General features: G+C 29.9%; 21 protein-coding genes and 1 riboswitch. Of the genes, 3 read left to right on the top strand and 18 right to left on the bottom strand.

Annotated features, from left to right (window positions below; genetic code table 11):
- Nucleotide 1 precedes the first annotated feature (1 nt).
- From AC2A4K_RS01275 to AC2A4K_RS01265, 3 genes are all read right to left on the bottom strand, one after another.
- Nucleotides 2-1573, bottom strand: a complete 1572-nt coding sequence (locus AC2A4K_RS01275; protein ID WP_322505269.1) for an alpha-glucoside-specific PTS transporter subunit IIBC — start codon at nt 1571-1573, stop codon at nt 2-4.
- Between the two features lie 499 nt (nt 1574-2072).
- Nucleotides 2073-2843: a MurR/RpiR family transcriptional regulator gene (locus AC2A4K_RS01270; RefSeq protein ID WP_322505268.1), complete on the bottom strand. Its 771-nt coding sequence runs from the start codon at nt 2841-2843 to the stop codon at nt 2073-2075.
- Nucleotides 2844-3226: 383 nt separating this feature from the next.
- Complete coding sequence (locus tag AC2A4K_RS01265; protein WP_322505267.1) at nt 3227-4810, bottom strand: alpha-glucoside-specific PTS transporter subunit IIBC; 1584 nt, start codon at nt 4808-4810, stop codon at nt 3227-3229.
- A gap of 330 nt (nt 4811-5140) precedes the next feature.
- Between AC2A4K_RS01265 and AC2A4K_RS01260 the strand changes: the two genes are divergently transcribed.
- On the top strand, nt 5141-5410 hold the full coding sequence (locus AC2A4K_RS01260) for a SemiSWEET transporter (protein WP_322505266.1): 270 nt from the start codon (nt 5141-5143) through the stop codon (nt 5408-5410).
- A gap of 215 nt (nt 5411-5625) precedes the next feature.
- On the opposite strand, the gene AC2A4K_RS01255 is transcribed toward AC2A4K_RS01260, so the two are convergent.
- From AC2A4K_RS01255 to AC2A4K_RS01225, 7 genes are all read right to left on the bottom strand, one after another.
- Entirely contained in the window at nt 5626-6483 is an 858-nt protein-coding gene (locus tag AC2A4K_RS01255; RefSeq protein WP_322505265.1) for an ATP-binding cassette domain-containing protein, read from the bottom strand.
- Between the two features lie 14 nt (nt 6484-6497).
- Nucleotides 6498-7268: a cobalt ECF transporter T component CbiQ gene (gene cbiQ / locus AC2A4K_RS01250; RefSeq protein ID WP_322505264.1), complete on the bottom strand. Its 771-nt coding sequence runs from the start codon at nt 7266-7268 to the stop codon at nt 6498-6500.
- Nucleotides 7255-7563: an energy-coupling factor ABC transporter substrate-binding protein gene (locus tag AC2A4K_RS01245; RefSeq protein ID WP_322505263.1), complete on the bottom strand. Its 309-nt coding sequence runs from the start codon at nt 7561-7563 to the stop codon at nt 7255-7257. Before AC2A4K_RS01245 ends, cbiQ begins: the two co-directional genes overlap by 14 nt.
- Nucleotides 7563-8306 carry an energy-coupling factor ABC transporter permease gene (locus AC2A4K_RS01240; protein WP_322505262.1) on the bottom strand — a complete coding sequence of 248 codons (744 nt, stop codon included), beginning with the start codon at nt 8304-8306 and terminating at the stop codon, nt 7563-7565. Before AC2A4K_RS01240 ends, AC2A4K_RS01245 begins: the two co-directional genes overlap by 1 nt.
- A 287-nt stretch (nt 8307-8593) precedes the next feature.
- Nucleotides 8594-8795, bottom strand: a riboswitch (cobalamin riboswitch).
- 258 nt (nt 8796-9053) lie between these two features.
- Entirely contained in the window at nt 9054-13937 is a 4884-nt protein-coding gene (gene nagH, locus AC2A4K_RS01235) for a hyaluronoglucosaminidase (protein ID WP_322505261.1), read from the bottom strand.
- Between the two features lie 219 nt (nt 13938-14156).
- Nucleotides 14157-14573: a DUF3021 family protein gene (locus AC2A4K_RS01230; protein ID WP_322505260.1), complete on the bottom strand. Its 417-nt coding sequence runs from the start codon at nt 14571-14573 to the stop codon at nt 14157-14159.
- 1 nt (nt 14574) lies between these two features.
- Nucleotides 14575-15024, bottom strand: coding sequence for a LytTR family DNA-binding domain-containing protein (locus tag AC2A4K_RS01225; RefSeq protein ID WP_322505259.1), 450 nt, complete (start codon nt 15022-15024; stop codon nt 14575-14577).
- A gap of 271 nt (nt 15025-15295) precedes the next feature.
- On the opposite strand from AC2A4K_RS01225, the gene AC2A4K_RS01220 reads away from it, so the two are divergent.
- A complete protein-coding gene (locus tag AC2A4K_RS01220) occupies nt 15296-15685 on the top strand; it encodes a hypothetical protein (RefSeq protein WP_322505258.1) in 390 nt (129 codons plus the stop codon).
- 85 nt (nt 15686-15770) lie between these two features.
- Here AC2A4K_RS01220 and AC2A4K_RS01215 read toward each other — a convergent pair whose 3' ends face one another.
- The 8 genes from AC2A4K_RS01215 to AC2A4K_RS01180 all read right to left on the bottom strand — a co-directional run bounded on the left by AC2A4K_RS01215 (nt 15771) and on the right by AC2A4K_RS01180 (nt 23118).
- On the bottom strand, nt 15771-16622 hold the full coding sequence (locus AC2A4K_RS01215) for a MurR/RpiR family transcriptional regulator (RefSeq protein ID WP_322505257.1): 852 nt from the start codon (nt 16620-16622) through the stop codon (nt 15771-15773).
- 164 nt (nt 16623-16786) lie between these two features.
- On the bottom strand, nt 16787-17671 hold the full coding sequence (locus AC2A4K_RS01210; protein WP_322505256.1) for an ROK family protein: 885 nt from the start codon (nt 17669-17671) through the stop codon (nt 16787-16789).
- Between the two features lie 172 nt (nt 17672-17843).
- A complete protein-coding gene (locus AC2A4K_RS01205; RefSeq protein WP_322505255.1) occupies nt 17844-18296 on the bottom strand; it encodes a NanQ anomerase/TabA/YiaL family protein in 453 nt (150 codons plus the stop codon).
- A gap of 93 nt (nt 18297-18389) precedes the next feature.
- A complete protein-coding gene (locus AC2A4K_RS01200) occupies nt 18390-19187 on the bottom strand; it encodes a sialate O-acetylesterase (protein WP_322505254.1) in 798 nt (265 codons plus the stop codon).
- A gap of 144 nt (nt 19188-19331) precedes the next feature.
- Complete coding sequence (locus AC2A4K_RS01195; RefSeq protein WP_322505253.1) at nt 19332-20849, bottom strand: sodium:solute symporter family protein; 1518 nt, start codon at nt 20847-20849, stop codon at nt 19332-19334.
- 67 nt (nt 20850-20916) lie between these two features.
- Complete coding sequence (locus AC2A4K_RS01190; protein WP_322505252.1) at nt 20917-21783, bottom strand: N-acetylneuraminate lyase; 867 nt, start codon at nt 21781-21783, stop codon at nt 20917-20919.
- Between the two features lie 36 nt (nt 21784-21819).
- Nucleotides 21820-22485: an N-acetylmannosamine-6-phosphate 2-epimerase gene (locus AC2A4K_RS01185; RefSeq protein WP_322505251.1), complete on the bottom strand. Its 666-nt coding sequence runs from the start codon at nt 22483-22485 to the stop codon at nt 21820-21822.
- Between the two features lie 252 nt (nt 22486-22737).
- A complete protein-coding gene (locus tag AC2A4K_RS01180) occupies nt 22738-23118 on the bottom strand; it encodes an SHOCT domain-containing protein (protein WP_322505250.1) in 381 nt (126 codons plus the stop codon).
- 298 nt (nt 23119-23416) lie between these two features.
- On the opposite strand from AC2A4K_RS01180, the gene AC2A4K_RS01175 reads away from it, so the two are divergent.
- The gene (locus AC2A4K_RS01175; protein ID WP_322505249.1) at nt 23417-24442 is read left to right on the top strand and encodes an ABC transporter ATP-binding protein; all 1026 of its coding nucleotides are present in this window, start codon (nt 23417-23419) and stop codon (nt 24440-24442) included.

Genomic DNA, 24442 nt, shown 5'->3' with positions numbered 1-24442 from the left:
ATTACTTATTAGTTTGAGTTAATAGACCTTCAAACTCCTCTCTAACACTTGGAACAGAAAGTCCAACTATAACCTGAATAGCCTTTCCTTTTTTAACCAAGCCATGTGCTCCAGCAGCTTTAAACACTGATTGATCCTGAACTTTATCTGGATCTTTAACAGAAATTCTTAATCTAGTAGCACAGTTAGTAACATCAACTATATTTTCACTACCACCTAAAGCTTCTAAGAATAATGCTGCTTTGCTTGATTCCTTTACTTCATCAGATTTCTTATTCTTATAATCAGCCTTGGTATATAACTTAGTTTCTTCATTATCATCTTCTCTACCTGGAGTTTTAAAGTTAAACTTAATTATTAGGAATCTAAATACAAAGAAATATATTCCTGTAAATATAAGCCCAATAATTATTTGAGTTATATAAGTATCAGCATGATATTTAAATAATGGTATCCAGTTTAATGCTACCCATTCTATAAGCCCACTTCCAAAGTTTCCAACAACCCCAAAGGCATAAGAAACCGCTGAAAGCGTTGCTGCCAATAATGAATGTACTAAAAATAAAGCCGGTGCTATAAATAAGAATGTAAATTCTAAAGGTTCTGTAATTCCTGCAACGACCGCTGTAAGTGTGGCTGGTATTAAAAGCCCTGCAACAAGCTTTTTCTTACTTGGCTTAGCAGTAAAATAAAGTGCTAATGCTATCCCTAAAGATCCAAATACCTTTGATAAACCATGAAGTGCAAATCCTCCTGCCGGGAACATTTCTTTTAAGCTTTGTGCAGAAGTAGCAAACTCACCTAAATGTGTTGCCCAATAAACATTTATTCCACCGTTAACTACAGCTGAGTCAAATATAAAAGGTGAATAAATAAAATGATGTAATCCTGTTGGTATTAAAAATCTTTCAAGGAATGTATAAACCCATACCCCTATAACTCCTGATGAAGTCAAGAATCCTTGCATTGAAGCAATTATTCCCTGTATTTTTGGCCAAATAAATGCCATTAAGAATGCAACAGGTATCATAACGAAAAATGCTATCATAACTACAAAGGAAGACCCTTTAAAAGTTCCTAGGAATTCAGGTAGTTTAACATCAAAGAACTTATCATGTAAATAAACAACTATACCTGCTATTAATATTGAACCAACCATACCAGTATCTAAAGTCTTTATTCCAGCTATTAAAGTTAAACCAGAACCGCCTCCTACTTCTTGTAAAAAATCGACCCCGAAAGTTGGTCCCCACATTGTAAGAATGGCATTTAGAAAATAATTAAAAGTTAAGTAAACAACCAAAGCCTCCATACATGCACGTGCCTGTTGTTTCTTAGCAAGACCAATAGGTAACCCAATAACAAACAATAGTGGTAACTGTCTAAAAACAGTCCATGCTCCCTCTTCTAACAATGTCCAAACCTGAACCCAAGTACTTCCCTCAGCTGCTATGCTTCCCATAATTTCTGGATTCTTAAACAAGATTGCTAATCCAACCATTATACCTGAGAAAGCAAACAACAGTACTGGCGTAAACATTGCGCCACCAAATCTTTGAATTTTTTGCATCATAAACCCTTATACCCCCAATTTCATATATACATTTTTTCCCTTAAATATTTCTGTAAGAGAATAATATCAATTTCCAAAAACGTTTTCAATGAAATTAGGTTCTTTAGGGACTTTTCTACCTTTATTGTTATTAGTAACATTTACTGTGAATTTTCCCACTATTAAATTTGTTAAAAAGGTATAGGATTCTAGTCTTCTTTTAATCAAATCATAATTTTAAAATATTAATTCAATAAAAATAAATGAGGTTATAACATACTAAAAACATAAATAATACGTTTTTATCCATATGATATAACCTCATAAAGCATATCAAATATTAGAGCACAACTTAAATAAAACTAAACCTCTTTTCTATTTAAGTACATATATCCAAAAGAAATTGATGCTATAATAGGCGCTACTGCAACTAAAAAATCTATTATGATCTCAAACATAAAAACTTCCCTTCTTTTATTTAATCTAATATTTTATTTGATATGCTTATGTTCTATATTTATTAATTTGTATCTTCCTTTTCTAGATCATTTTTATACATTGAATATTTCAAGAATATCATCTCTGCAAGAGTAAAGAATAATGCTGTTGATTCATATTCCTTTCCTCCCCCTAAATCATGCATTGATGTATTTATGTATAAATTCTCATCACTTAATCTAGCTAAGGCATTATTCTTCAATTTTGTTATAGATATTATAGGAACATTTCTTAACTTAAATTGCTTAGCTAAAGCTTTTATATGATTTGATTCTCCAGTTAATGATATTAAAATTATTAAATCTTCATCACTTATTGTATTTAAAATCATATCGGCCTCTGCTTCTCCTTGTATATTATATATACACTCTTGGCCTGATAAAAATATTCTTTTTAATTCAGCTGCAACTGCTGACTGTACGGCCCCAGTTCCATAAACAAATATTCTTTTAGCATTGTACATAAGACTACAGACACTAGAAAAATCTTTTTCTTGCATATCATTTATAAATTTTGTTATATCGTTACAAACAACCTTTAAATAATCTTGCTCTTCAACTTCTTTATCTTCACTTTCCCATTTTAAATATATTTTAAGTTCACTATATCCTTTTAATGAAAGTTTCTGCGCAAATCTTAAAACTGTTGTTCTAGACACATTACATCTATTTGCTAACTCATCAATGGTTAGATTACAACAATCCTTTTTATGATTGAACACATATTTCCAAATATGCAAATCACTATGATTTAATTTATCATAATGTTTATTTACAAGCTCTTCTAATCTCATACCAGCCCTCCAAATAATACGAATAACTTAAATGTCATACTTTATAAAATCCGTTTATATATGAATAAATTTTAGCTTTTTTTAATTAATTTACAATAAAATTACTTCTTGTTTTAATAATACCATAGATTTACTATTTTTGAACTACTCTACATTAATGCATTACTTATTTCATTAACTAAAATAAAATTATTTAACCAAACATTTTATTCTATAAAATTCTTTTAAATACCTGTTGATTTTTTAATAATACCATATTTTAAATCAGTATTAATTTTTAGATAGAACTGCATGGCCATCTTAATTATTATTTAATAAAAAAACACCATGGGAACCTTCTCCCCATGATGTTTTTAGGTATTTGAGTTAATTGTATGCTTGTGTTATAGAAGTTGTTCAAACTCTTCTCTTACTTGAGAAACAGATAATCCTATTATTACTTGAATAGCCTTTCCATTTCTAACAACTCCAAGAGCCCCAGCAGCTTTAAATGCTGCATCTGAGGCTAATTTACTTTCATCTTTTACACTTAAACGTAAACGAGTTGCACAGTTTGTAACATCTACTATGTTATCTTTTCCTCCTAAAGCTTCTAAAATCGCTTCAGCTTTTTGAGCTGTTTTACTTTTTCCTGATTTGTTTTCATTTCCTGATTCTTCGCCTTTTTTAGCCTTGTAATCAGCCTTAGTGTATAATTTAGTTTCTTCATCATCATCTTCTCTACCTGGAGTCTTAAGATTTAATTTAAGTATGAAGAATTTAAATACAAAGAAGTATATTGCTGTGAAACTTAAGCCTATAGCTATTTGAATTAAATATGTTTGCCAATGGTTATGAGCTAGAGGTATCCAGTTTTGAGCTGCCCATTCAATTATTCCTCCACCAAAGTTACCTGATACTCCAAAAGCATATTCTGTAGCTGCTAAAGTAGCTGCTAATATTGAGTGAATAACGAATAATATTGGTGCAACGAATAAGAAAGTAAACTCTAGTGGCTCTGTGATACCAGCTAATATGGCTGTTAATGTGGCTGGTATTAATAAACCTGCAACGATTTTCTTTTTATTAGGCTTAGCTGTTACATATAATGCTAAGGCTATACCTACAGAACCAAATATTTTAGAATGACCATGTAAAGCAAATCCACCAGCTGGGAATAATTCTGTTAAACTTTGAGATGACATAGCATATTGAGCTAAATGTTGAGGCCAATAAGTGGCTATTCCACCTTCTACAACGGCTGGTCCAAATATAAATGGTCCATATATAAAATGATGTAATCCTGTTGGTATTAATATACGTTCTAGGAATGTGTATATCCAAACTCCTACTATTCCTGATGAAGCTAGGAACCCTTGTAATGAATTAATTCCATTTTGAACTGCTGGCCATACTAAACAAATAATAAATGCTGTTGGAATCATTACGAAGAATCCTATCATAACTACGAAAGATGATCCTCTGAATATTCCTAAGTACTCTGGTAATTCTGTATCAAAGAAACGATTATGTAGCCAAACAGCTATACCAGCTATTAGGATTGCTCCTATCATACCAGTATCAAATGTTTTAATACCAGCTATGGTTGTTAATCCACTTACTCCACCAACCTCTTGTGAGAAGTCAACTCCGAAGAATCCACCCCATTGAGTTAGCATTGAATTAACAAAGTAGTTAAAAGTTAAATATGTAACTAAAGCTTCCATACATGCTCTTGCTTGAGCCTTTTTAGCTAATGCTATTGGTAAACCAACAACGAATAGTAATGGAAGTTGTCTAAATACTGTCCATCCACCTTCTTCAATAAGTGTCCAAATTTGATACCATAAAGTACCTTGGTTTGCAATTGGTCCTACTATGTCCGGATTTTTGAATAGAATACATAGTCCTACTGTTATACCTGCAAAAGCAAATAGTAAAACTGGTGTAAACATTGCAGCTCCAAAACGTTGAATTTTTTGCATCATCCTTTACCACCTCATTTTATAAATCCTATTATTACCCTTAACTTAAATATTCTAAGAAACCCATAATACTTAAGTTATATTTATAAGTCCAAGTACAGTTCATAATTTATTTATTGAAATGAACTTTTCTTGTACGATTTGTTAATTAAATAATAGCAATCAATGATAACATTTACAATAATATTCACTCACTCTGTTCCTAGTTTCATCATCATGTAACTTTTTCCCAAAAGCCGTGAAATTTCACAGCTATATTATATTGACGAAACTAGCTCTTATCTATAGATTATTACTATATGGTGTAATTTTAAAAGGTAAGGAGAAAATTTTATGATAGGTTCATTAGCTGCAATTTTAACAACAGCATCCTTTATTCCTCAAGCAATAAAGGTAATAAAAACTAAAGATACCTCAGGTATATCTCTTATAATGTATTCAATGTTCACAATAGGTGTTTTTCTTTGGATTATACATGGCTTTATAATAAATGATTTAGCTGTTATATTAGCTAATTCTTGTACTTTTATATTTGCCGTAATAATATTATTCTTTAAGATTAAATATAAAGATGGTGTTACTAAAGAAAATATAGTCAATTAATTTACTGTAATAAGTTTAAAATAGCATTTTTAATATAATATTTAACTTACCCAGTTTTTTAATTAATTCTTTAACCACTTAAAACGCGCTCAGAATACATTAATATTTATACCAATTTAAATATTAATATAAAAGGTTTGTATAAAGTATGATTATTTTGAAATCTTACTTTAATACAAACCTTTTTAAGTTAATTTCCCATATTTAATTTTGCTCTAATCTTTAAATAATTTAAATTTCCAAGAGTTTATTGTCTTTCTAGCCTGTCCGATAGTTAATGATAATTCGTCAAATACAAAGCCATCTTTTTCTTTCAATATCTCCATGAGATGTCCGATACGCGGTAATCTTAAATTTACTTTTCTTATAGTATCTTTTTGATCAAACACTTCCTTAGGACTTCCCTTTAATATCACTTTTCCCTCTTTCATTACAAAGACATTATCACAGTATAATGGAACAATATCTATATCATGAGTTGCTATTATTATGGTTATGCCAAGTTCCTTTTGCATTTCAATTAATAACTTCATTATCTCTGAAACACCCATTGGATCCAAACCAGCTGTTGGTTCATCTAGTATTAAAACCTTAGGTTCCATAACTAGTACTCCTGCAATTGCTACTCTTTTCTTTTGCCCAAAGCTTAAACAGTGAGTTGGTTTCTCCTTTAAATGCTCTATTCCTGTTCTTTTTAATGCCTTATTAACTCTTTCTCTTACCGCTTCAGTTGGAAGCTTCATATTAACAGCTCCGAAAGAAACATCCTGATACACACTAGCTGAAAAAAGCTGATTATCAGGGTCCTGAAAAACAATTCCTATAGATTCTCTAAGCTTCATGATTCCCTTCCTAGAATAATCAATAGGTTTATTCTCAAAAAGTATCCTTCCTGAAGAAGGCTTTAATATACCATTAAGATTTTGGAATAATGTTGATTTTCCTACACCATTTCCTCCTAATATAGCCGTTACTTCCCCTCTTTTTATATTCATATCTATACCCTTTAGAGCATGAGTTCCATCTGAATAATTATAATTAAGATCCTCTACTTTTAATATATAGTCTTCCATAAAATCCTCCTACTCTACTTTGTAAATATAGTTATTCCTATAAAAATCATATTAATAATTATAGCTAAAATATAAATATAGTTTCTTCTTTGAACTTCTTCTTCTAATACCTTAAGCTCTCCATTATATCCTCTAGATTCTAATGCAGTATATAAATCATTAGCTCTCTTAAATGAGCGTATAAACAGTGTTGATGCAAGAGCTCCTAAAGATTTATATGATGTCCTTATGTCTCTATACCCTAACCTAGATTTTTGAGATATAAACATCATTTCTGAAGTTTCTAAGATTATAAATATAAACCTATATACTAAGCTTATTAATTCTATTAAAAAGCTTGGTATTTTAAGCTTTGATAATACTGATATCACATCTATCATTGGTGTAGTTAAAGATATAAAATATAAGCAACTTAAAGATCCCATTACTTTTAGGAACATATTAACACCTTGAAAAATCCCCTCTTTAGAAACTCCGATCCATCCATTAAAGAACCTAAAGGATATTAAAAGATTTTCCTTATTCATAGAATAATTTATAACTATTGTTAGAATGCTAATTATTAAAAAAGCTATTGGTATCATCATTAACTTAATAAAAACATTTATTTTGGTCTTTCCTAATTTAGTTATTAAAAAAGTCATAAGACCTATTACAAGCATAGAAACAATAAAATTATTTGCCCATAAGCAAACACATAAAGTAATTAGAGCAAAAAATATCTTTTCTGCAGGATTGATATTTTTTAGTTTTGATGAATAAGCATATTTATCAATATTTATCATTTACTTCTTCATTCACTTTCTTTTTCCCCTTTAGATATCCTAGTCCAAACCCAATTACTCCTGCACCTATAGCTGCTTGAAGAGCAAATAATAGACTTTCTATCTCTCCACTTGCAGGTTCAAATATTGGTGAGAACCAAGGCTCGTAATTTTCATCTATTTGTGTTATTGCTTCTTCTGCTTGATCATCAGATCCACCGAACTCACCATTCTTAGCCACAAAGAAAGGTATGATTGTAATAAATACAACTAATAAAATTAATATCACATTAGTTAATGCTCTCTTATTTTTCATTATTTTACCTCCTCTGAAAGAATGTTAAGTTCCATTAAATCATCTTTTGCATAATTTTCTATAGTATTAAATATTATAACTGTTAATATTCCCTCACTTATAGCTAAAGGAATTTGAGTAATAGCAAATATACCCATGAATTTCATAACCGATGCCATAATTCCACCAACTTCTGCTGGGAAAGCTAGTCCTAATTGAATTGAAGTTACCATGTATGTTGCTAAGTCACCAAGGGCAGCTGCCAAAAATACTCCTAACCATGTTGGTCCATTAAGTTTTTTTACTAATTTATAAAGTCCATATGATACTAAAGGTCCAACAACAGCCATTGAAAAAGTATTAGCTCCAAGAGTTGTAAGTCCCCCATGTGCTAAAAGTAAAGCTTGGAATAAAAGAACAATAAGTCCTAAGACTGATGCTGCTGTAGGTCCGAATAATATTGCCGCAAGACCAACCCCCGTAGGGTGTGAACAACTACCAGTAACTGATGGAAGTTTCAAAGCTGAAAGAACAAAGGCATAAGCTCCTGCCATAGCTAATAGTATTTTTAATCTTGGATTATTCCCTACTTTTTTCTTAATAGAAAATACACCTAAAACCACAAAAGGTATTGTTATAACACCCCATGCTATACACCATTTGGGTTGCAAAAATCCCTCCATAATATGCATAGCTGAAACACTTTTTGGTATTAATAAGAACATTAACAAAAATCCTATAAATACTTGATTCTTTTTTGACATAATAATTCTACTCCTTAAATTATATTTTTATTTTGTATATCCACTTCATAAAATAGATTTTCTTTATTTCTTAGGTCTTAAAGTCTCTTTTAAATCTGTTAGTCTTTCCTATTTTCCCTCTGAGATTGTCCAAATTAAAATCAAATGCATTTTGCTTAAATTTAGGTTGACTCTAAGCTAACTTTAATCCTAAAAATAAAAACCTCTAGACATTGAGTCAAGAGGTTATAAAAATTCTAAAAAAATATAACTTACCAAAGCACAACACCTCCTATTTCCCGTAGGATCTGATGTTTTAAAAACAGGCAGGTCTTCTGGCTCAAGTATCAGCACCTTTTGTAACCTTCCCAAAATCTTATGTTTCAGTGGCTTACAATACAAAAAGCTCCTCTATTACAGCGGCGGGACCGCGTGGGATTCAAACCCAACTTCCCTTTTAATAAATAAATTTACTTAAATAACTATTTAACCTATTTTTAAATATTTAATTTTACATTCTATTAACATTATATATTATCTAGAATTGATTTACAATTAAACTATATTTAATAAATCATTATTAAAGCTAAACAATAAGCTTTTTAACTTAATATAAAAAGGATATAAAAATAAAAAGGGACTATCTTTGACGATACATTACTCTAATCTCAATATTAATCTTTTTAATGATTAATATTACAAAATTAGTTTAATATATCTTCATAGTCCCTTAAACTTAAAAATTTAATTTTATTCTAATAAATTACCTTAATTTAATATTCTATGATTTATGAAGCTTATTTCATATTCATCAACGACTCCATCTTTGTTTAAATCAAAAGAAGCATTCTCACTTCCATAGTTTTTAGAAACTATTGCTAAGTCACCTATGTCAATCTTTCCATTACTATTGAAGTCTCCTGTACTTTCCTCAATTATTAAAGAGTTGAATCTTTCTATTGCATTATTTAAAGCTTCTTTAGCTGAATTGATTTCTTCTTGAGTGACTTCTTCATTATTGAATATCTCTTCAGCCTTATTTATTTCACTTACTAAAGTATCTTTAGCCCCTTTATGATATTCACCAACTTCAAAACCTTCTACAGCCTCTTCTACTAAAGCTTTACCTTGGTTAATTAAAGCTTCTAAATCTGCTTTATCAACTTCTGGAGTCTCTTTAACTAAAGCTTTTATTGAAGCATCTAAATCAGATACTATTTGATTTATTTGCTCTTGAGTATAATCTGCTCTATTTTCATTAGCTTCATTAGCAAGGGCTAGTTTTTCACTGAATACAGCCCAAGACTCTGCTGTATACTCATCTTCTACTAAAGAATTTCCTAAAGCTAATACTTCATCAAAGGCTTCAAAATCAGTTGCTCTAAGAACTAACCCTTCTTCTGCCTTATTTAAATTATCTAAAGCCTTATCTATTTTCTTTTGAGAAGAATTAGAATTATCTAAAATAACTTTTGCATTGTCTAAAGCTTCTTTTAAGGCTTCATAACTGCTTAAAGTATATTCATCTCCACTTAAATCAATAAGCTCATCATACTTCACTTTTAATGCATCATTAACTGGGAATTCAAACTCTTGATTTAAAGTTATTATTTCATAAATATTTGGTGCCACATCTGTCCACTCAATCTTTATTTCATAAATGTTACTATAATCACGATTTATAAATTCATTTAAGCTATTACCTAATGTGCCTAATTGAACCCACTCATCAGTTACAGATTCGCTTCCATCACCAACTCTAGCCATAACCTTAGCATTTGAAATTGAGCTTCCATCTTGAACTATAGTAACCTTTCTAACATCAGTTTTTTCTGATAGACGATAAGTTATGCTACCTTCAGTTATCTCTCCATTATTAGTATTAGGTTTATATGAGCTAGTTAAATCTCCATCTCTTAAATTATTTGGAGTAAATCCTCTTTCTTCAATTGGATTTGAAACATAAGTTGGGTCATTTACTGTAGGAATATACTCCCCATTATTTATCATAAGCTCGTTTATAACAGTCCAACGATGTTTGTATGGAGCAGTAAATAATATTCTTACATATCTAGCTTTTTGATTTAAATTAGATCCTTCAACATATGCACTATCTATTGGAATAATTCCACCAGATTGATTTCCATGCTTATAACCATTTTCTAATGGTTTAGCATATATGTCATCTACACCATTTTCTATTCCATCCCCAATAGTAATAGCATCTGTCCAAGTTTCACCGTCTAAAGATAATTGAATTTTACCATCTCTTACGTGGTCAACTTCAGTATCTAATACAACATATTTTAAATTGTCTACTTGGATTTCTTGTCCTAAATCATAAACTATAGTATCGCCAAATTTAGGAGCTCCATTAAACTTAACGCTAGTTTTCAAGTCTCCATCTACAGCTTTTTTAGCTCCAGTATCACCAACATAAGCCTCAACTAATGATGGCTCATAAACCTCAGTTGAATTAACCTCAAATTTAGTTAAATTAAAGCTAGCAGTTTCATTTCCTGTATTTATTAATCTTACATATCTTCCATCCTCTAAAGTGTTAGTATCTGTTATCTCTGTCCATTCAACACCATTCATAGAGCTTTGAAGTTTTAAGCCTGTATCATTTGAAACCTCAAGGTTAATATTACTTAAATCCTTAATACGATCTAATTTAACACCAATATATTCCCCTGAATTTAAGCTTATATTATCTACTGGCATTAACTTAGTTACATCTTCCTTAGCTAAAGATAATAAATCTAGCTCTGTATTGGTATAAACATTCTCTCTGTTTCCTGTACTTTCTAATTCTTCACTCTTTATTCCGAACTCTGAGAAAGTAAGCCACTTATTGATGTTTTCCATATTAGTAAGTCTTACATATCTAGCTGAAATAGGAGCTTCAAAGGATTCTTCTATGACATCCTTACCAGCTGGAGCACCAGTCTTATTATACTCCTTAATAGTTGTCCAATTTTCATTGTCTAGTGAATATTCAAGTTTAAACTTATTCCACTTATCGGCACTTCCTCCACCATTTTTTCCTATTACGAATCTGATTCCATCAAGCTTAAGTTCTTTTCCTAAATCTAGACCTATAAACTCTCCTGCTAAAGATGTATCTCCATTAGCTGTTTTATACCAAACACCAGTATTATCATCACCATCTAAAAGACTTGATTCATTTCCCTCATAGACTTTCCAAGATTCACTTCTTATGAGACTTGGATTAAACTCTACACCTGAGTCTGAATCTTCTTTTTTATTTACGTTAATATCTCTAATACCTAACCAAGTATTACTTCTTGCCTCTGTAGCTATTAAACGAACTCCTCTAACTTTTAAGTCTAGGTTTTCTACCTTTACAGCTTTAGGCATTGTATATTCAACACCCTCTTCTAAATCAATCCACTCTTTTCCATCAATAGTGTATTGAATTTTAGCTTTTTGCATTGTATCATTTGGGTTTGAATTAGCTCCCATTAAGAACTCAACATTATTTAAAGTTATAGGATTACTATACTTAACCCCTACATAAGTTCCAACATCTACTCTGTTCGGATTCTTATATACTATTTCTGTACTAGCATTATTATCAAAAATATTATCTGGATTTCCTGCTGGTGCATCCTGTCTATTACTTATATAAGTTGCTATTATCTTATTTGGATCAACAATTGAGCCTATAACAGCTGATAGGTTCTGTCCCATATGCTTTATAAATGGAACAATATGTTGAACTCCAACCTCTGCATATTCAGTATGGTCTACATAATGGAACCCATATGTTTTTGATTTTTCAAAGGCAGTCTGAGCTTCTGAATAATTAACCCAAGCAGCCTCATCATCACCATCTTCTACTGCAATTGCTGATTTTAAATATCCAATAGCTGCATCCATAGTATCTTCCCAACAATTTAACCAATGTATTATTTGATCTCTTGTTCTCTCATTACCCGGATTATTCTTATAGTAATCTGCAGCCTTTTGAAGGTTTGTAAACTCTTCTATTAAATCTAATGCCTCTTCTTTAATACTTAATCCACTATCATATTTTTCTTTGAATGCCTCTAGTTTAGGTGCTAACTCAACAGACTCTTGTAGTGGCTTAACTCTTCCATCCATATTTTGATTTATCATGTGCTTACTAATTTCTCTTAAAGCCAGTGAAGAGTTTGTCTCCTCAGCAGTTCCATGGTCCATATACTTAAATGAATCATGCCAATTTTGATCTGCCTCATCTTTATTGTCCCATATATTCCAAGCATAATCTGCTACTGCAAATAAAGCTGATTTATTAGCCTCTGCCTGTTGCATTGGATTTAAAACTATACCATCAATCTTACTTGGGTCAACGCCTGGGTGTAAGAATGTATCATTTCCTCCCATTATTAAGTGTTGCTTTGAGTTATCTGAACAAGGCCAGTTAATCCAGAAGAAAGGTGCTCTTCCAGGGTTCCCCTCTGTAGCTATGTTATTCATGAAGTTATTTGCAAAGTTCTCATCTACTTCTCCCCAAATTTTACCTCCAGTCATAACAATACTTACATTATCTTCAGCCTTATTTAATTCCTTTAATTGAGTTGAACTTCCATTACCATAATAATCTGAAGGACAGAACATTAAATCAGTTTTTAAATCTGGATAATCAGCCTGTTGCTCTTCTAACCATCTTGTTAAATCCGTAAGAAGTTTAACATACATACTAGCTCCTTGAGCTGGTGCTGCAGCATCATCAGCCAATATAGCAAATTGTCTAACATCGTTTTCTAAAAGCTGAGTAAATTTTTCCTTTATTACTCCTAAGTCAGTTTGATAGTTTTCCTCTGTATCAAATCTAACTGGATTACTCATAAATGGGTGTAAAGCATATACATATCTATTTTTAGTTTCATTACCAACCTGAGCTAACTTTTTAATTTCTGATAACTTTTCTTCTGGATATAATTCTCTCCATTTACTGTTATGATAAGGATCATCTTTAGGAGCAAACACATATTGGTTTAACTTATAATCTCCTCCAAACTTCATAAGCTCTGCTCTATCCTCATTTGACCAAGGGTTTCCATAATAACCTTCTATAAAACCTCTATGAGCAACTTCTGCATAGTCATCTGCTCTGAAATTTTGAATCATTTTATCGTCTTCTATTTGATTAAATACGTGTTTTAAAGTAGTAACTCCATAGAAAGCACTGTCTGGATCTTCCCCAATTACACTAATTACTCCATCATCAACACTTACTATATGTGAATCCATTTTCTCATCAAAAAAGCTTTCTTCATGAGGCACATTCTCGTTAAAATAATTATCAACAAATCCTCCAGATTCATTAATACCTACTAATAAGTTTGTCTTTCCTGGTACTATTTCACCTGAAATAGTAGCTTCTAAATTGCTAGATTCTAAAACCTCATTAACACGATTTTTAGTGTAAATATCAATTCCTTCATCATATACGATATTTACTTCATCACTTAATTGAAATTCTCCCCCACTATAATTAATTTCTTGCGGCTTTGGATAAATTTCATAAAAATTTTTGCTTGTACCATCCGTTGCAAAAACTACTAAGTTAGATGGTAAAACACTAATTGTCATAGCAGCTAAAGCTGTAGATGCAACAATTTTTCGAATGCTTTTCTTCATAAATCTTCCCCCTTATACTTATTACAAATTAATCATTTTGTTTCATAATTTCCCATTTTATACTCATATTGTAATTGATTTCACTAAAAGAGTACATGTATTTTATTTACTTCTTATGTCTATTACTGATTTATTTACAAAAAAATAGGGCTGTATCAAAACTCAATAATACAACCCAATTTAAATTAAGTTTGTTTTCACTTAATTTAAAATATAAATCTATTTATTTTTCTTACTTAAAGCTTTATTTATTTTCTCTATCTTTTTTTTTTCAATAAAATAAAAGATACTCCAAATGGCAATAAATATAACTATACTCATTATCACTGTACCTAAGTTTATTGAAAACCATCCAGCATAAGAACCAACAAATAAATATACTACTATTCCTATAATAAAATGTATTGATATTTTCCCAAGCATACTAAGATTATCTAAAACATAAATTGCAGATAATCCAACTGGAACTCCTCCTGCTAGGCATGAAGCTAAAAATTGTTTAAATAGAATATCGAAATCAACACTAATAGTTCCTATATGCTTTAAAATTATGAGAAATATGATTTGGTTTACTAAAACTCCAAAGGCTGCTCCAACAAAAAATCTCTTTATAAATTGACATATAAAATTCTTCATACTACTTTCCTCCTATATTTAAATAATTTTTTATATTTTTTAAATATCTTCTAGAGACATATTCTTTTTTTCCATTATTAAAATTAACGACTAAATTTCCATTGAACATCTGTTCAAAATTTAATACCTTATCCATATTTATAATTACTCCTTTAGACGCTCTTATCATTGATGTTCCTTTTAATCTTTCTTCCAATTCTAAAAGTGTATGTTTAACAAAAAAGGATTCCTTTTCTGTAAGTAATAAGACCTTTCTTGATTCTGTATAAAAACAATAAACATCCTTTATGTCAATAAGATATATCTTTGAATTATTATAAGCTGTTATCTTCTCTAATTTATCTTCTTCTAAAATGTTCATAACTTCAGAAACCTTTCTATCAAGCTTAGGTGCTCTTATTGTTACAAATATCTCTTTTAATTTACTATCTATGTCTAAGCTTATCTTCATTACTTCTCAGCCCCTTTTATTTTTCTTTTCTACTAACAGTATATAGTCTTCCAATATTCCCTTAAACAGATTTTGACTATGTGGTTACTTTTCATGTCTAAGTGGCATATATGCATAACTTAAATATTTCTAAAGAATCTTTTCTTTTTCTTTAGAAATATTTATAGGAAATTTAAGGTCTTTGTAACTACGATGTCACTCTCTTCCTCTATTTAATTGTTAAAATTTTGTGTATAATCAATATTATAGTAAGATTTTAGGGGGGATTGTAGTGAAAAAAAGAAACATCCGTACTTTAGATGCTTTGGTTTACTTCTTATTTGTTTTAATGACTATGGTTACACTATTCATAATATATAAAGATGTTCCAAGTAGAAGTGCTCTTACATTTGTTACTGCTTATGCTATACTTGCAATACTAATTCCTTTTTATATATTAATAAGAGTGTTATTTACAGTAAAGCAATTTACTTTCGAAGAAGTAAAAAAAGAAGGGTTTAAATTTGTAATATTCTTTATATGTATTATGATGCTTGGATTAATAGGTAATTTTATTCTACCATTACCTGATTTAAGACTTAGCAAAATATTACCTTCATCACTTGCTTTTGCTTTTGGAATAACATGCTTTGATATAGCATTTTCAAAAAGAACAAAGTAAAAAGAGTTAGGCAATTTACCTAACTCTTTTTTGTTAACCAATTTTCTTTAACTATTAATTTAAATATACTTCTCATTTATTTTATCTAACTATAAACGTTTAATCCCTCAATAGCACTAGTAGTCTTAATTTTCTTTTCAACAGCTTCGCTAAACATCTCTTTAATTACCTCTGTGTACAATAAATCTAGTAAAAATATTTGAGGTATTTTTGAAGAAATAGATCCAGTTTCAAAAATTGTTTCAGCTGATGTATATGTAAGTTCATAATCAGCTAATTTTCTTAATGGATTATCACTATCTTCAGTTAATGTTATTATGTTAACTCCATTCTCTTTAGCCTGCTTAACTGTTTTTATTACCTCTTTAGTTGTACCTGAGTTTGATATGGCAACTATTACATCATCATTATTCATTATAGGTGACATAATAACCATTGTATGACTATCGGTTATAGGTACTGTAGTAAAACCTATTCTCATAAACTTATAGTTTATATCCATAGCTGCTATACCTGAATATCCGATTCCTATAAAGTAAACTCTTTTAGCATTCATTATTATATTTCTACACTTGCACATTAAGTCTACATCTATATGTTTAACAGTTTGTTCTAATATATTTATAGATGACTTTAACATTTTATTGGCGGTCTCTGTTACCCCTTCATCTCTGTGAACATGTAAGTTTATAATACTTGTGTTCTTCTTATTTGAAAGTTCCTTAGCTAAAGTAACCTTAAAATCTTGGAAACCATTAAATCCAAGCTTTTTTGTAAATCTTGTTATGGTAGCCTCTCCAACTCCAGACTCTTTTGCTATTACGGATATTGATTTATATATAATATTATCTAAGTCTGATTCTATATATTCAATTAATGTCTTTTCGGATTTAGTTGCTTTAAATTTTGGATTTTCTAATTGTTCTAATATCCCCATAAAATACCTCTTAATACTTTAATATTTTGGCTATGTTTTAAACTAATGTTGATTTTAGCTAGTTGTTAAGAGCTATCTAAAAATCATCACTAACTTAAAACAGAGCTAATATCTTATATTTTAAGTATATCATTCCTACCAATAAAATTACAAAGAAAGCCTATTTAATTAAATTTTGATTTAAAATTATAAAAAGCTCCTTTCATTCCAGCGGTATTTTTAAGTTGTGCAAAAGCTATATTAGTATTCTTATAAACTGATTCTATTAAATACTTTCTTAAACTATTCTCAATTAATGGTCTGAAAATTTCTTCTCTAGCCATTATTCCTCCACCTAAAACAACAACCTCAGGATTTATTAAATAAACAATATTTGAAATTCCTAAAGCTAGATTATCAGCTAATTTCTCAACCTCCTCCTTACATATTAAATCTCCATTTCCATAGCTATCTAATACATATCTTCCATCTATACTACTAACATCAATCTCCTTTCTCAAAGCTACATTCTTAACCAAAGCGCTTGCTGATGCGATATTTTGGATATGATCTCCATTAACCATCATATAACCTATTTCCCCAGCAGAATTACTAAATCCATGAAGTATTTTTCCATCTATGATTAAAGCTCCTCCAATTCCAGTTCCTATTGTTAAACAAGCCATTGAATTAGTACCTTTAGCCGCTCCACCAAAGAATTCTCCTAATGCTGCACAGTTTACATCATTTTCTACTGAGCAAGGTAAGTTAAATTCCTCTTCTAGAATCCTCTTAATCTCAACTCCAGTATAATTAGGTATTGTTGGACCAGCATAAACAATCTTTCCTTCCTTTGGACATACCATCCCTGCGGTTGAAATACATATTCCTTTTAAATCATTATTGATTTGAAGGCTTTTAACTATGTCCTTAACCTTATCTATTATACTTAATCCTCCTTTATACGCTTCTGTATCTCTACTATTTGTTTCTAATAATGTTCCTTCTTCATTTATAATTCCATACTTTATGCTAGTTCCACCTATATCTATAGCTACAAATAACTTCATACTTATCACCTCTACAAAAATTTATACCTTCTAGAAATTATTATAAACAACAAGGTTGCATCAAGATTAACTTAAAATAAAACTTATAAATCTCTTTCTATAATAACTTTTTTATTAAGACTTATAAGATTTATTATTTTAAGTTTCGATACAACCTCATAAAATAAACATACTATAAAATTACTTTATAAATAGCCTTTTTAACATCTGAAGGCTCATTATCAGCCTTTAAGCAAGTCATGTGTATATCCTCTGGATAACAAATAAGGAAATCTCCCTCTTCTAAAATAACTGATGCATCTGCATCCCCTTCAAAGGATAAGAAATCATCCTTTTCAACAAACTCTTTAAACTCTAAATTTTCTTTAAAGTTAAGATTTATTCTTTCCTTTCCACTGAAAACCACATGAACATCTATATATTTTTTATGACCTTCCCAAAAACGATCCTCTTTATTTTTTGTAGTGTAATTAACTCTATTAAAGAACAGCTCTTCACCTTTTATTTCATGAGTACCTGGATCAAATTCTATTACATTATTATTTTTCGCATGTAATAAAGCTTCTTTAACAAGCTTTGGTAGATAATCATAACTTTCTAAATTTATTAAATTGCCGAATATCATTTCATTCACCTCTAAATTAATCTTTTATAAATATAACTTTCAAATCATACCATACTTAAATAAAAAACTATATTTAATATTTCTAAATTCATATTATAAATTTTCATATAAATCAATTAATTTGCTTACATATTTTTTATTGTCTTCTAAATCTATTTCATATTTTAATTTAGGAGTTTCTTTTTTAAAATAAAACTTATAAATATTATTAGCTAAATCTTCTCCTAATTCATTTAAAGCGTCCTGTGAATAATGCACTTCATCAATTAAAAGTTCTCTTTCTCTAAATGATAATCCTAGATTTGAAGCTACAATTAAGTTTTCACATTCTTCAGATGTGATTATTTGTGTACTTGCAATATTGTGAACCCTCTTATCATCTACACCATCCCAGTAACCCGTAAGACTCAAAAACACATTTTCAACTCCTATATTCTTTAAATCATTTACTAACTGTTTTAACTTTTCTCTATAATATACGGGGTCTGTTCCGTACTTAGCATCACTTTCCCCTTGAATCCAAATAGCATTTTGACTATTTATTGAATATATTTTACTTATTTTTTCAATACCTCTTTTATATTTCTTCAAAGTATTTTCTAAATAATTATATCTGTCATGCCCCCAGTTTTTTATCATAGATCCATCTACTGCACTGTGTATAAAACACACATATCTATTAGTTAATTCATTCCACTTTACTGAGAAACTTTGTGCTATAGTTCCATTTCCTCTAGATACTTCTAAAAATTTTCTCATAGGTATAATTTCATCTAGTTCAATGTATTCAAAACATTTACTATTTGGAGTTACTGCATATTCTGTATTTCCAATTCCGAGAGCATTGCTTTGTCCTATTAATAAAAACACATCAATTAAAGGCTTATTCATTTTAAACTCGCTCCTTTTAACCTTATTAATGCATAGTTTATAAAAACATATAATTTTAAAGTAGTGCTGAACTTTAAATAGTTTATAAAAACATTTTAAAGTCAACACTTACCTTAATTAACCATTCATATTCTTTATTTTACACTATCCATTTGCAACTTCATTTTTATCATAGTATATTGTTGCTTCATCTATAGTCTTTTGATCAACTAATTGTGATTGAGTCATCATTGAAACTATCATTCCAACTATAACTGAAACACCTATTGATATGATTGAATATGACCATATGCTTACGTCGAATCCGCCGTATTTACATACTACAACAGCTATTGCTGATGCTATAAAACCAGCATATGCACCTGCTTTTGTAGCCTTCTTGAAGAATATTCCTAATACGAATATTCCAGCTAAAACTCCAAGAACAAGTCCCATAAATCCATTAAACCACTCATAAGCTGAGTTTACTCCACCATTTGCAAGTATTACAGCCATTACGATTGAAGCTATACCAACTCCTAAAGATATATATTGAGCAACTTTTGTTTGTTTTTCCATTGACATATCTTTTGTTATAAAGTTTTGAATATCTAAAGTCCAGCTTGTTGCAACTGAGTTTAATCCAGTTGAAAGTGTTGATTGTGCTGCTGCATATATAGCTGCAAGAACTATACCTGTTATACCTACTGGTAATTGGAATGCTATATATGATGCAAAAATTTGGTCTTGTTGAGCAGTTTGTAATAATTGTGGATTTTGATTATAGAAAACATATAAAGCTGTTCCTATTAAATAGAATATAGTTGCTACAAATAATGATAAAACTAAGTTACCATAAGTCATTTTCTTTAATTGTTTTATATCTGTAGTTGTAGTAAACCTTTGCACTATATCCTGACTTGAAATATATGATGAGAAAGTATTTAATCCTCCTCCAACTATTAATAAGAATACACTTGTCTTAAATATATTCGCATTAAATATCGGCTCTGTTGAAGCTAGGAATTTTCCGCCCTCAGTTAACTCACCCATGATAGCTCCAAATCCACCATTTATTGTTGAAATTAAGAATATTAATGAGAAAATAATACCTGCTATAAGTACACATCCTTGAATAAAGTCTGTCCATAATACTGACTTTAATCCACCTGTATATGAATAAATTATTGCTATTACGCCCATTGCTACGATAAGTAAATAAACATTTATGCCTGTAAGATTTGCTAATACCATTGATGGTAAATACATTATGATTGCCATACGTCCTATTTGATAAATGATGAACATTATAGCTCCAAGAATTCTAAGTCCTTTATCTTTATATCTTATTTCTAGATATTCATAAGCTGTATCTATATCTAGTCTACTATAAACTGGTAAGAAATATCTTATTGTAAGAGGTACTGCTATGAACATACCAAGTTGAGCAAACCACATTATCCAAGTTCCTTTGTAAGAGTTACCAGCTAATGATAAGAATGAAATTGGACTTAATAAAGTTGCAAATATAGAAACTGAAGTAACCCACCAAGGAATAGTTCCGTCACCTCTGAAGAACTCTTTTCCTTTCATTTCTTTCTTAGAAAACTTTAATCCTGCGTAAAGCACAGCTCCTAAGTAAAGAACTAGAACAACCAAATCAAATTTCGTAAATCCTTGCATACCAATTCTCCCCTTCTAATTTTTTTGTGTAGACTAACTTTAAAAAGTTAGTCTACATTTAATATCCTTAAAAATATTTTTTATTAATTTCTTTAGCTTTTTGAATCATTTCTTCAGTAGCTTCTTTCATAGGTTGTCTACAATATCCAGCGTCAACACCTTGTTCTTGAAGCATTAACTTAATTGTTTGGTAAAGACCATTGTTTAAGATATCAGTTATTAAATCATTAGTTACATGTTGAACTTCTAAAGCTGTTTGAATATCACCCTTTTGAGCAGCCTCAAATATTTGTCTTGCTCTAACACCATTTACGTTGAATGTTGATCCTATAGCTCCATCAACTCCAAGTACTGTAGCTGGTAACATCATTTCATCAAATCCAGCAAAGATTAATTTGTCTGGGAATGCTTTTCTCATACGTTCTAATAAGTAGAAGTCTGCTGCTGTGAACTTAACTCCTATAATCTTATCGTTTTCAAAAAGCTCAGCAAATTGATCTATTGACATATTTACTCCTGTTAAGAATGGAATTGAATAAATTATAAGTTTATTATCAACAGAATTTATTATTGTTTCATAATAGTGTTTTATTTCATTAAAATCGAATTTATAGTAGAATGGTGTAACTGCTGATATTGCATCATATCCTAAATCTGTAGTAAACTTAGCTAACTCTACAGCTTCTTTTAAATTAACTGATCCAACTTGAGCTATTAATTTAACTTGTCCTTTTGCTTCATCCATAGCAATTTCAAATATTCTTTTCTTTTCATCAGTTGCAAGCATGAAGTTCTCTCCAGTACTTCCTCCTACATAAAGACCATCTACTTTACATACATCAATATTGTGTCTAATTATTTCTCTTAATCCCTTTTCATTGATGTTTCCATCCTTATCAAATGAAACTAATAATGCTGAATAAATACCTTTCATTGTTCTTCTCCTCCCAAAATCCTTTAAATATTTAATTTATTTTAAAATATCAGTAAATCTCTTAGTTATTTGTTGTGGTCTTGTTATTGCTCCTCCAACCACCGCTGAATATGCACCTAAATCAAATGCCTTCTTTAGTTCTTCTGGAGTGTTTATCCTTCCCTCGCAAATAACTGGGATTTTTACCGTTTTTACTAACTCTTCTAAAAGTTCAAAGTCAACACTGTTGCTTTGCTTAGAATATGGTGTATATCCTGAAAGTGTTGTTGATATACAATCAAATCCTATCTTTTCTGCCTCAATACCTTCTTCTAAAGTTGATACATCAGCCATAGCCAACTTTCCTTTTGCATGGATAGCATCAACTAAATCCTTTACATTTTCGTTATTAGGTCTTCTTCTCTTTGTAGCATCTAATGCTATCATTTCACAACCTGTTTCTAGAAGCTCGTCCACTTCTTTTCTAGTTGGCGTTATATAAATTTCTGAATCATCGTAATTTCTCTTTATTATTCCAATGATAGGAAGCTTTGTAACCTCTTTTATTTCATTGATATCACTAACACCTTGTGACCTTATTGCTACTGCTCCACCTTCCTTAGCCGCGATTGCCATTCTTCCCATAATAAAAGAACTATGCAAAGGTTCATCTGCTAAAGCTTGGCAAGAAACTATTAAATTCCCTTTTACCCCATCTAACATTCTATCACCTTTTTCTGAAAATTATTTTCTTTATGTTTTTATTGTAATCCTTTTCTAATAAAAATTCAATACTTTTTGAAAATATTTTTCTATTTTATGGTTGTTTATTTTTCTTTTCTTGTGGAAAACCCTTATTTTTAGCCATTCTAATTCATATTTTTTTCATTTTTATACCCTTTAATTTATTTTTGAAAATTAATTTCAAAATAAAAAGAACTAAACTTTCGCTTAGTTCCTAACTTTGAATGGAATTTACCACTTTTCTTCTAATATCTCTTGCTTTTTTATTTGATACTCTAACTCACTTAACACTCCATCATCTCTTAGCTTTTTTAATTTTCTAAGCTTTTCATCAAAGTTATATTTTTCTTCGATTTTTTCCGCTTTAAAGCCATTAATACTGTCTAAATCATTTTCTGAGTTAAACTCAATAACCTCTGTTGCTACTCCTTTGTCACTAAATACATTCATTCCATGAGTAACAGTTATTACTATTGCAATAACAGTCCATACTATACCAAAAGCTCCCATTTGAGATATAGTGGTAATACCTATAAACACAAATATTAAACCAACTATTAATCCAAGTACAGACTGACTTTTACTAGGTTTTACTCTAATCTTTTTCTTCATAAATCCTCCTATAGAACCTAAATATATCTTAAATATTTACTATAAATTTAATCTCAAATCACTTTGATTATGCCATTTAATTCAAATTGTTATGCACTTAATCTACATATACAATAATGTTTTAAATATTCATTTTAATAAGATATTTTTATTTTCTAAAACTAATTAAATTTCATTTGTAATTTTACTTGAAAAGAACTAAAATATAATAGGCATCATGGGTTAATCGTATTCAAAAATTATTATTTTAACCAATATGCTAAGGGATATTATTGAGAAATTTTTAGGAGGTGATTTTATGATAAAAGTTGAAAACTTAACAAAGGAATTTAAGATTCAAAAGAAAGAAAGTGGTCTTAAAGGTGCTTTTAAGTCATTGTTTTCAAATGAGTTCGATTTAAAAACTGCAGTTTCCAATGTTTCATTTGAAATAGGAAGTGGAGAAATTGTTGGTTACATTGGCTCAAATGGTGCTGGTAAATCTACTACAATTAAGATGATGACAGGGATACTAACCCCTTCTTCTGGAGAAGTCTTAGTTAATGGAAGAATTCCTTACAAAGAAAGAGAAAAGAATGCTAAAGATATTGGAGTTGTTTTTGGACAAAGAACTCAACTTTGGTGGGATTTAGCTCTATCGGAGACCTTTACTATCTTAAAGGATATATACTCTATTCCAGATGAAGTGTTCGAAAAAAACATGAAATTCTTAAATGAAACTCTAGATTTAGATGAGTTTATGACTCGACCTGTTAGAACCCTTTCCCTAGGACAAAGAATGAGAGGAGATTTAGCTGCCTCATTAATACATAGTCCTAAAATATTATATCTAGATGAGCCAACTATTGGATTAGATGTAGTTGTAAAGGAAAAGGTTAGGACAGCCATAAAAGAGATAAACAAAGAATTCGGGACAACCATTATACTTACAACTCATGACTTAAGCGATATTGAGGAACTTTGTAAAAGAATAATCATTATAGACAAAGGAACCAAAATATATGATGGTAGTTTAGATGACATTAAAAAGAAATATGGCTATATGACTACATTAGAAATCCAAAGCAAAAATGATTTTAAAAACACTTTAAATCTAAAAGATTTATTTACCTCAGATAATAATGAAACTCTACGAAATTTGAAAGATGAAGATTTAAATGAATATATTGAAAATGGTATGCTTATTATAAACTTCAATAAAAACAAAATAAGCTCATCTAAAATCCTTTCAAAGGTTATGGAAAAGGTTGATGTTTTAGACTTCTTATTAAGAGAAAGTAGCATTGAAGATATAATCAAGAAAATCTATAGAAATGAGGTGTAA

The organism is Clostridium sp. LIBA-8841 (genome assembly GCF_057782475.1).
The sequence above is the reverse complement of the archived record's forward strand: the minus strand, read 5'-3'. Positions and strand labels throughout refer to the sequence as shown.

What these genes read in the sequence shown, in the direction of transcription:
- AC2A4K_RS01270 (WP_322505268.1), bottom strand. Translation starts at nt 2,843, where the DNA reads ATGAGATTAGAAGAGCTTGTAAATAAACATTATGATAAATTAAATCAT.
- AC2A4K_RS01200 (WP_322505254.1), bottom strand. Translation starts at nt 19,187, where the DNA reads ATGAATAAGCCTTTAATTGATGTGTTTTTATTAATAGGACAAAGCAAT.
- AC2A4K_RS01265 (WP_322505267.1), bottom strand. Translation starts at nt 4,810, where the DNA reads ATGATGCAAAAAATTCAACGTTTTGGAGCTGCAATGTTTACACCAGTT.
- cbiQ (WP_322505264.1), bottom strand. Translation starts at nt 7,268, where the DNA reads ATGATAAATATTGATAAATATGCTTATTCATCAAAACTAAAAAATATC.
- AC2A4K_RS01230 (WP_322505260.1), bottom strand. Translation starts at nt 14,573, where the DNA reads ATGAAGAATTTTATATGTCAATTTATAAAGAGATTTTTTGTTGGAGCA.
- AC2A4K_RS01275 (WP_322505269.1), bottom strand. Translation starts at nt 1,573, where the DNA reads ATGATGCAAAAAATTCAAAGATTTGGTGGCGCAATGTTTACGCCAGTA.
- AC2A4K_RS01195 (WP_322505253.1), bottom strand. Translation starts at nt 20,849, where the DNA reads ATGCAAGGATTTACGAAATTTGATTTGGTTGTTCTAGTTCTTTACTTA.
- AC2A4K_RS01175 (WP_322505249.1), top strand. Translation starts at nt 23,417, where the DNA reads ATGATAAAAGTTGAAAACTTAACAAAGGAATTTAAGATTCAAAAGAAA.
- AC2A4K_RS01255 (WP_322505265.1), bottom strand. Translation starts at nt 6,483, where the DNA reads ATGGAAGACTATATATTAAAAGTAGAGGATCTTAATTATAATTATTCA.
- AC2A4K_RS01190 (WP_322505252.1), bottom strand. Translation starts at nt 21,783, where the DNA reads ATGAAAGGTATTTATTCAGCATTATTAGTTTCATTTGATAAGGATGGA.
- AC2A4K_RS01225 (WP_322505259.1), bottom strand. Translation starts at nt 15,024, where the DNA reads ATGAAGATAAGCTTAGACATAGATAGTAAATTAAAAGAGATATTTGTA.
- AC2A4K_RS01185 (WP_322505251.1), bottom strand. Translation starts at nt 22,485, where the DNA reads ATGTTAGATGGGGTAAAAGGGAATTTAATAGTTTCTTGCCAAGCTTTA.
- AC2A4K_RS01260 (WP_322505266.1), top strand. Translation starts at nt 5,141, where the DNA reads ATGATAGGTTCATTAGCTGCAATTTTAACAACAGCATCCTTTATTCCT.
- AC2A4K_RS01245 (WP_322505263.1), bottom strand. Translation starts at nt 7,563, where the DNA reads ATGAAAAATAAGAGAGCATTAACTAATGTGATATTAATTTTATTAGTT.
- AC2A4K_RS01215 (WP_322505257.1), bottom strand. Translation starts at nt 16,622, where the DNA reads ATGGGGATATTAGAACAATTAGAAAATCCAAAATTTAAAGCAACTAAA.
- AC2A4K_RS01240 (WP_322505262.1), bottom strand. Translation starts at nt 8,306, where the DNA reads ATGTCAAAAAAGAATCAAGTATTTATAGGATTTTTGTTAATGTTCTTA.
- AC2A4K_RS01205 (WP_322505255.1), bottom strand. Translation starts at nt 18,296, where the DNA reads ATGATATTCGGCAATTTAATAAATTTAGAAAGTTATGATTATCTACCA.
- nagH (WP_322505261.1), bottom strand. Translation starts at nt 13,937, where the DNA reads ATGAAGAAAAGCATTCGAAAAATTGTTGCATCTACAGCTTTAGCTGCT.
- AC2A4K_RS01210 (WP_322505256.1), bottom strand. Translation starts at nt 17,671, where the DNA reads ATGAAGTTATTTGTAGCTATAGATATAGGTGGAACTAGCATAAAGTAT.
- AC2A4K_RS01180 (WP_322505250.1), bottom strand. Translation starts at nt 23,118, where the DNA reads ATGAAGAAAAAGATTAGAGTAAAACCTAGTAAAAGTCAGTCTGTACTT.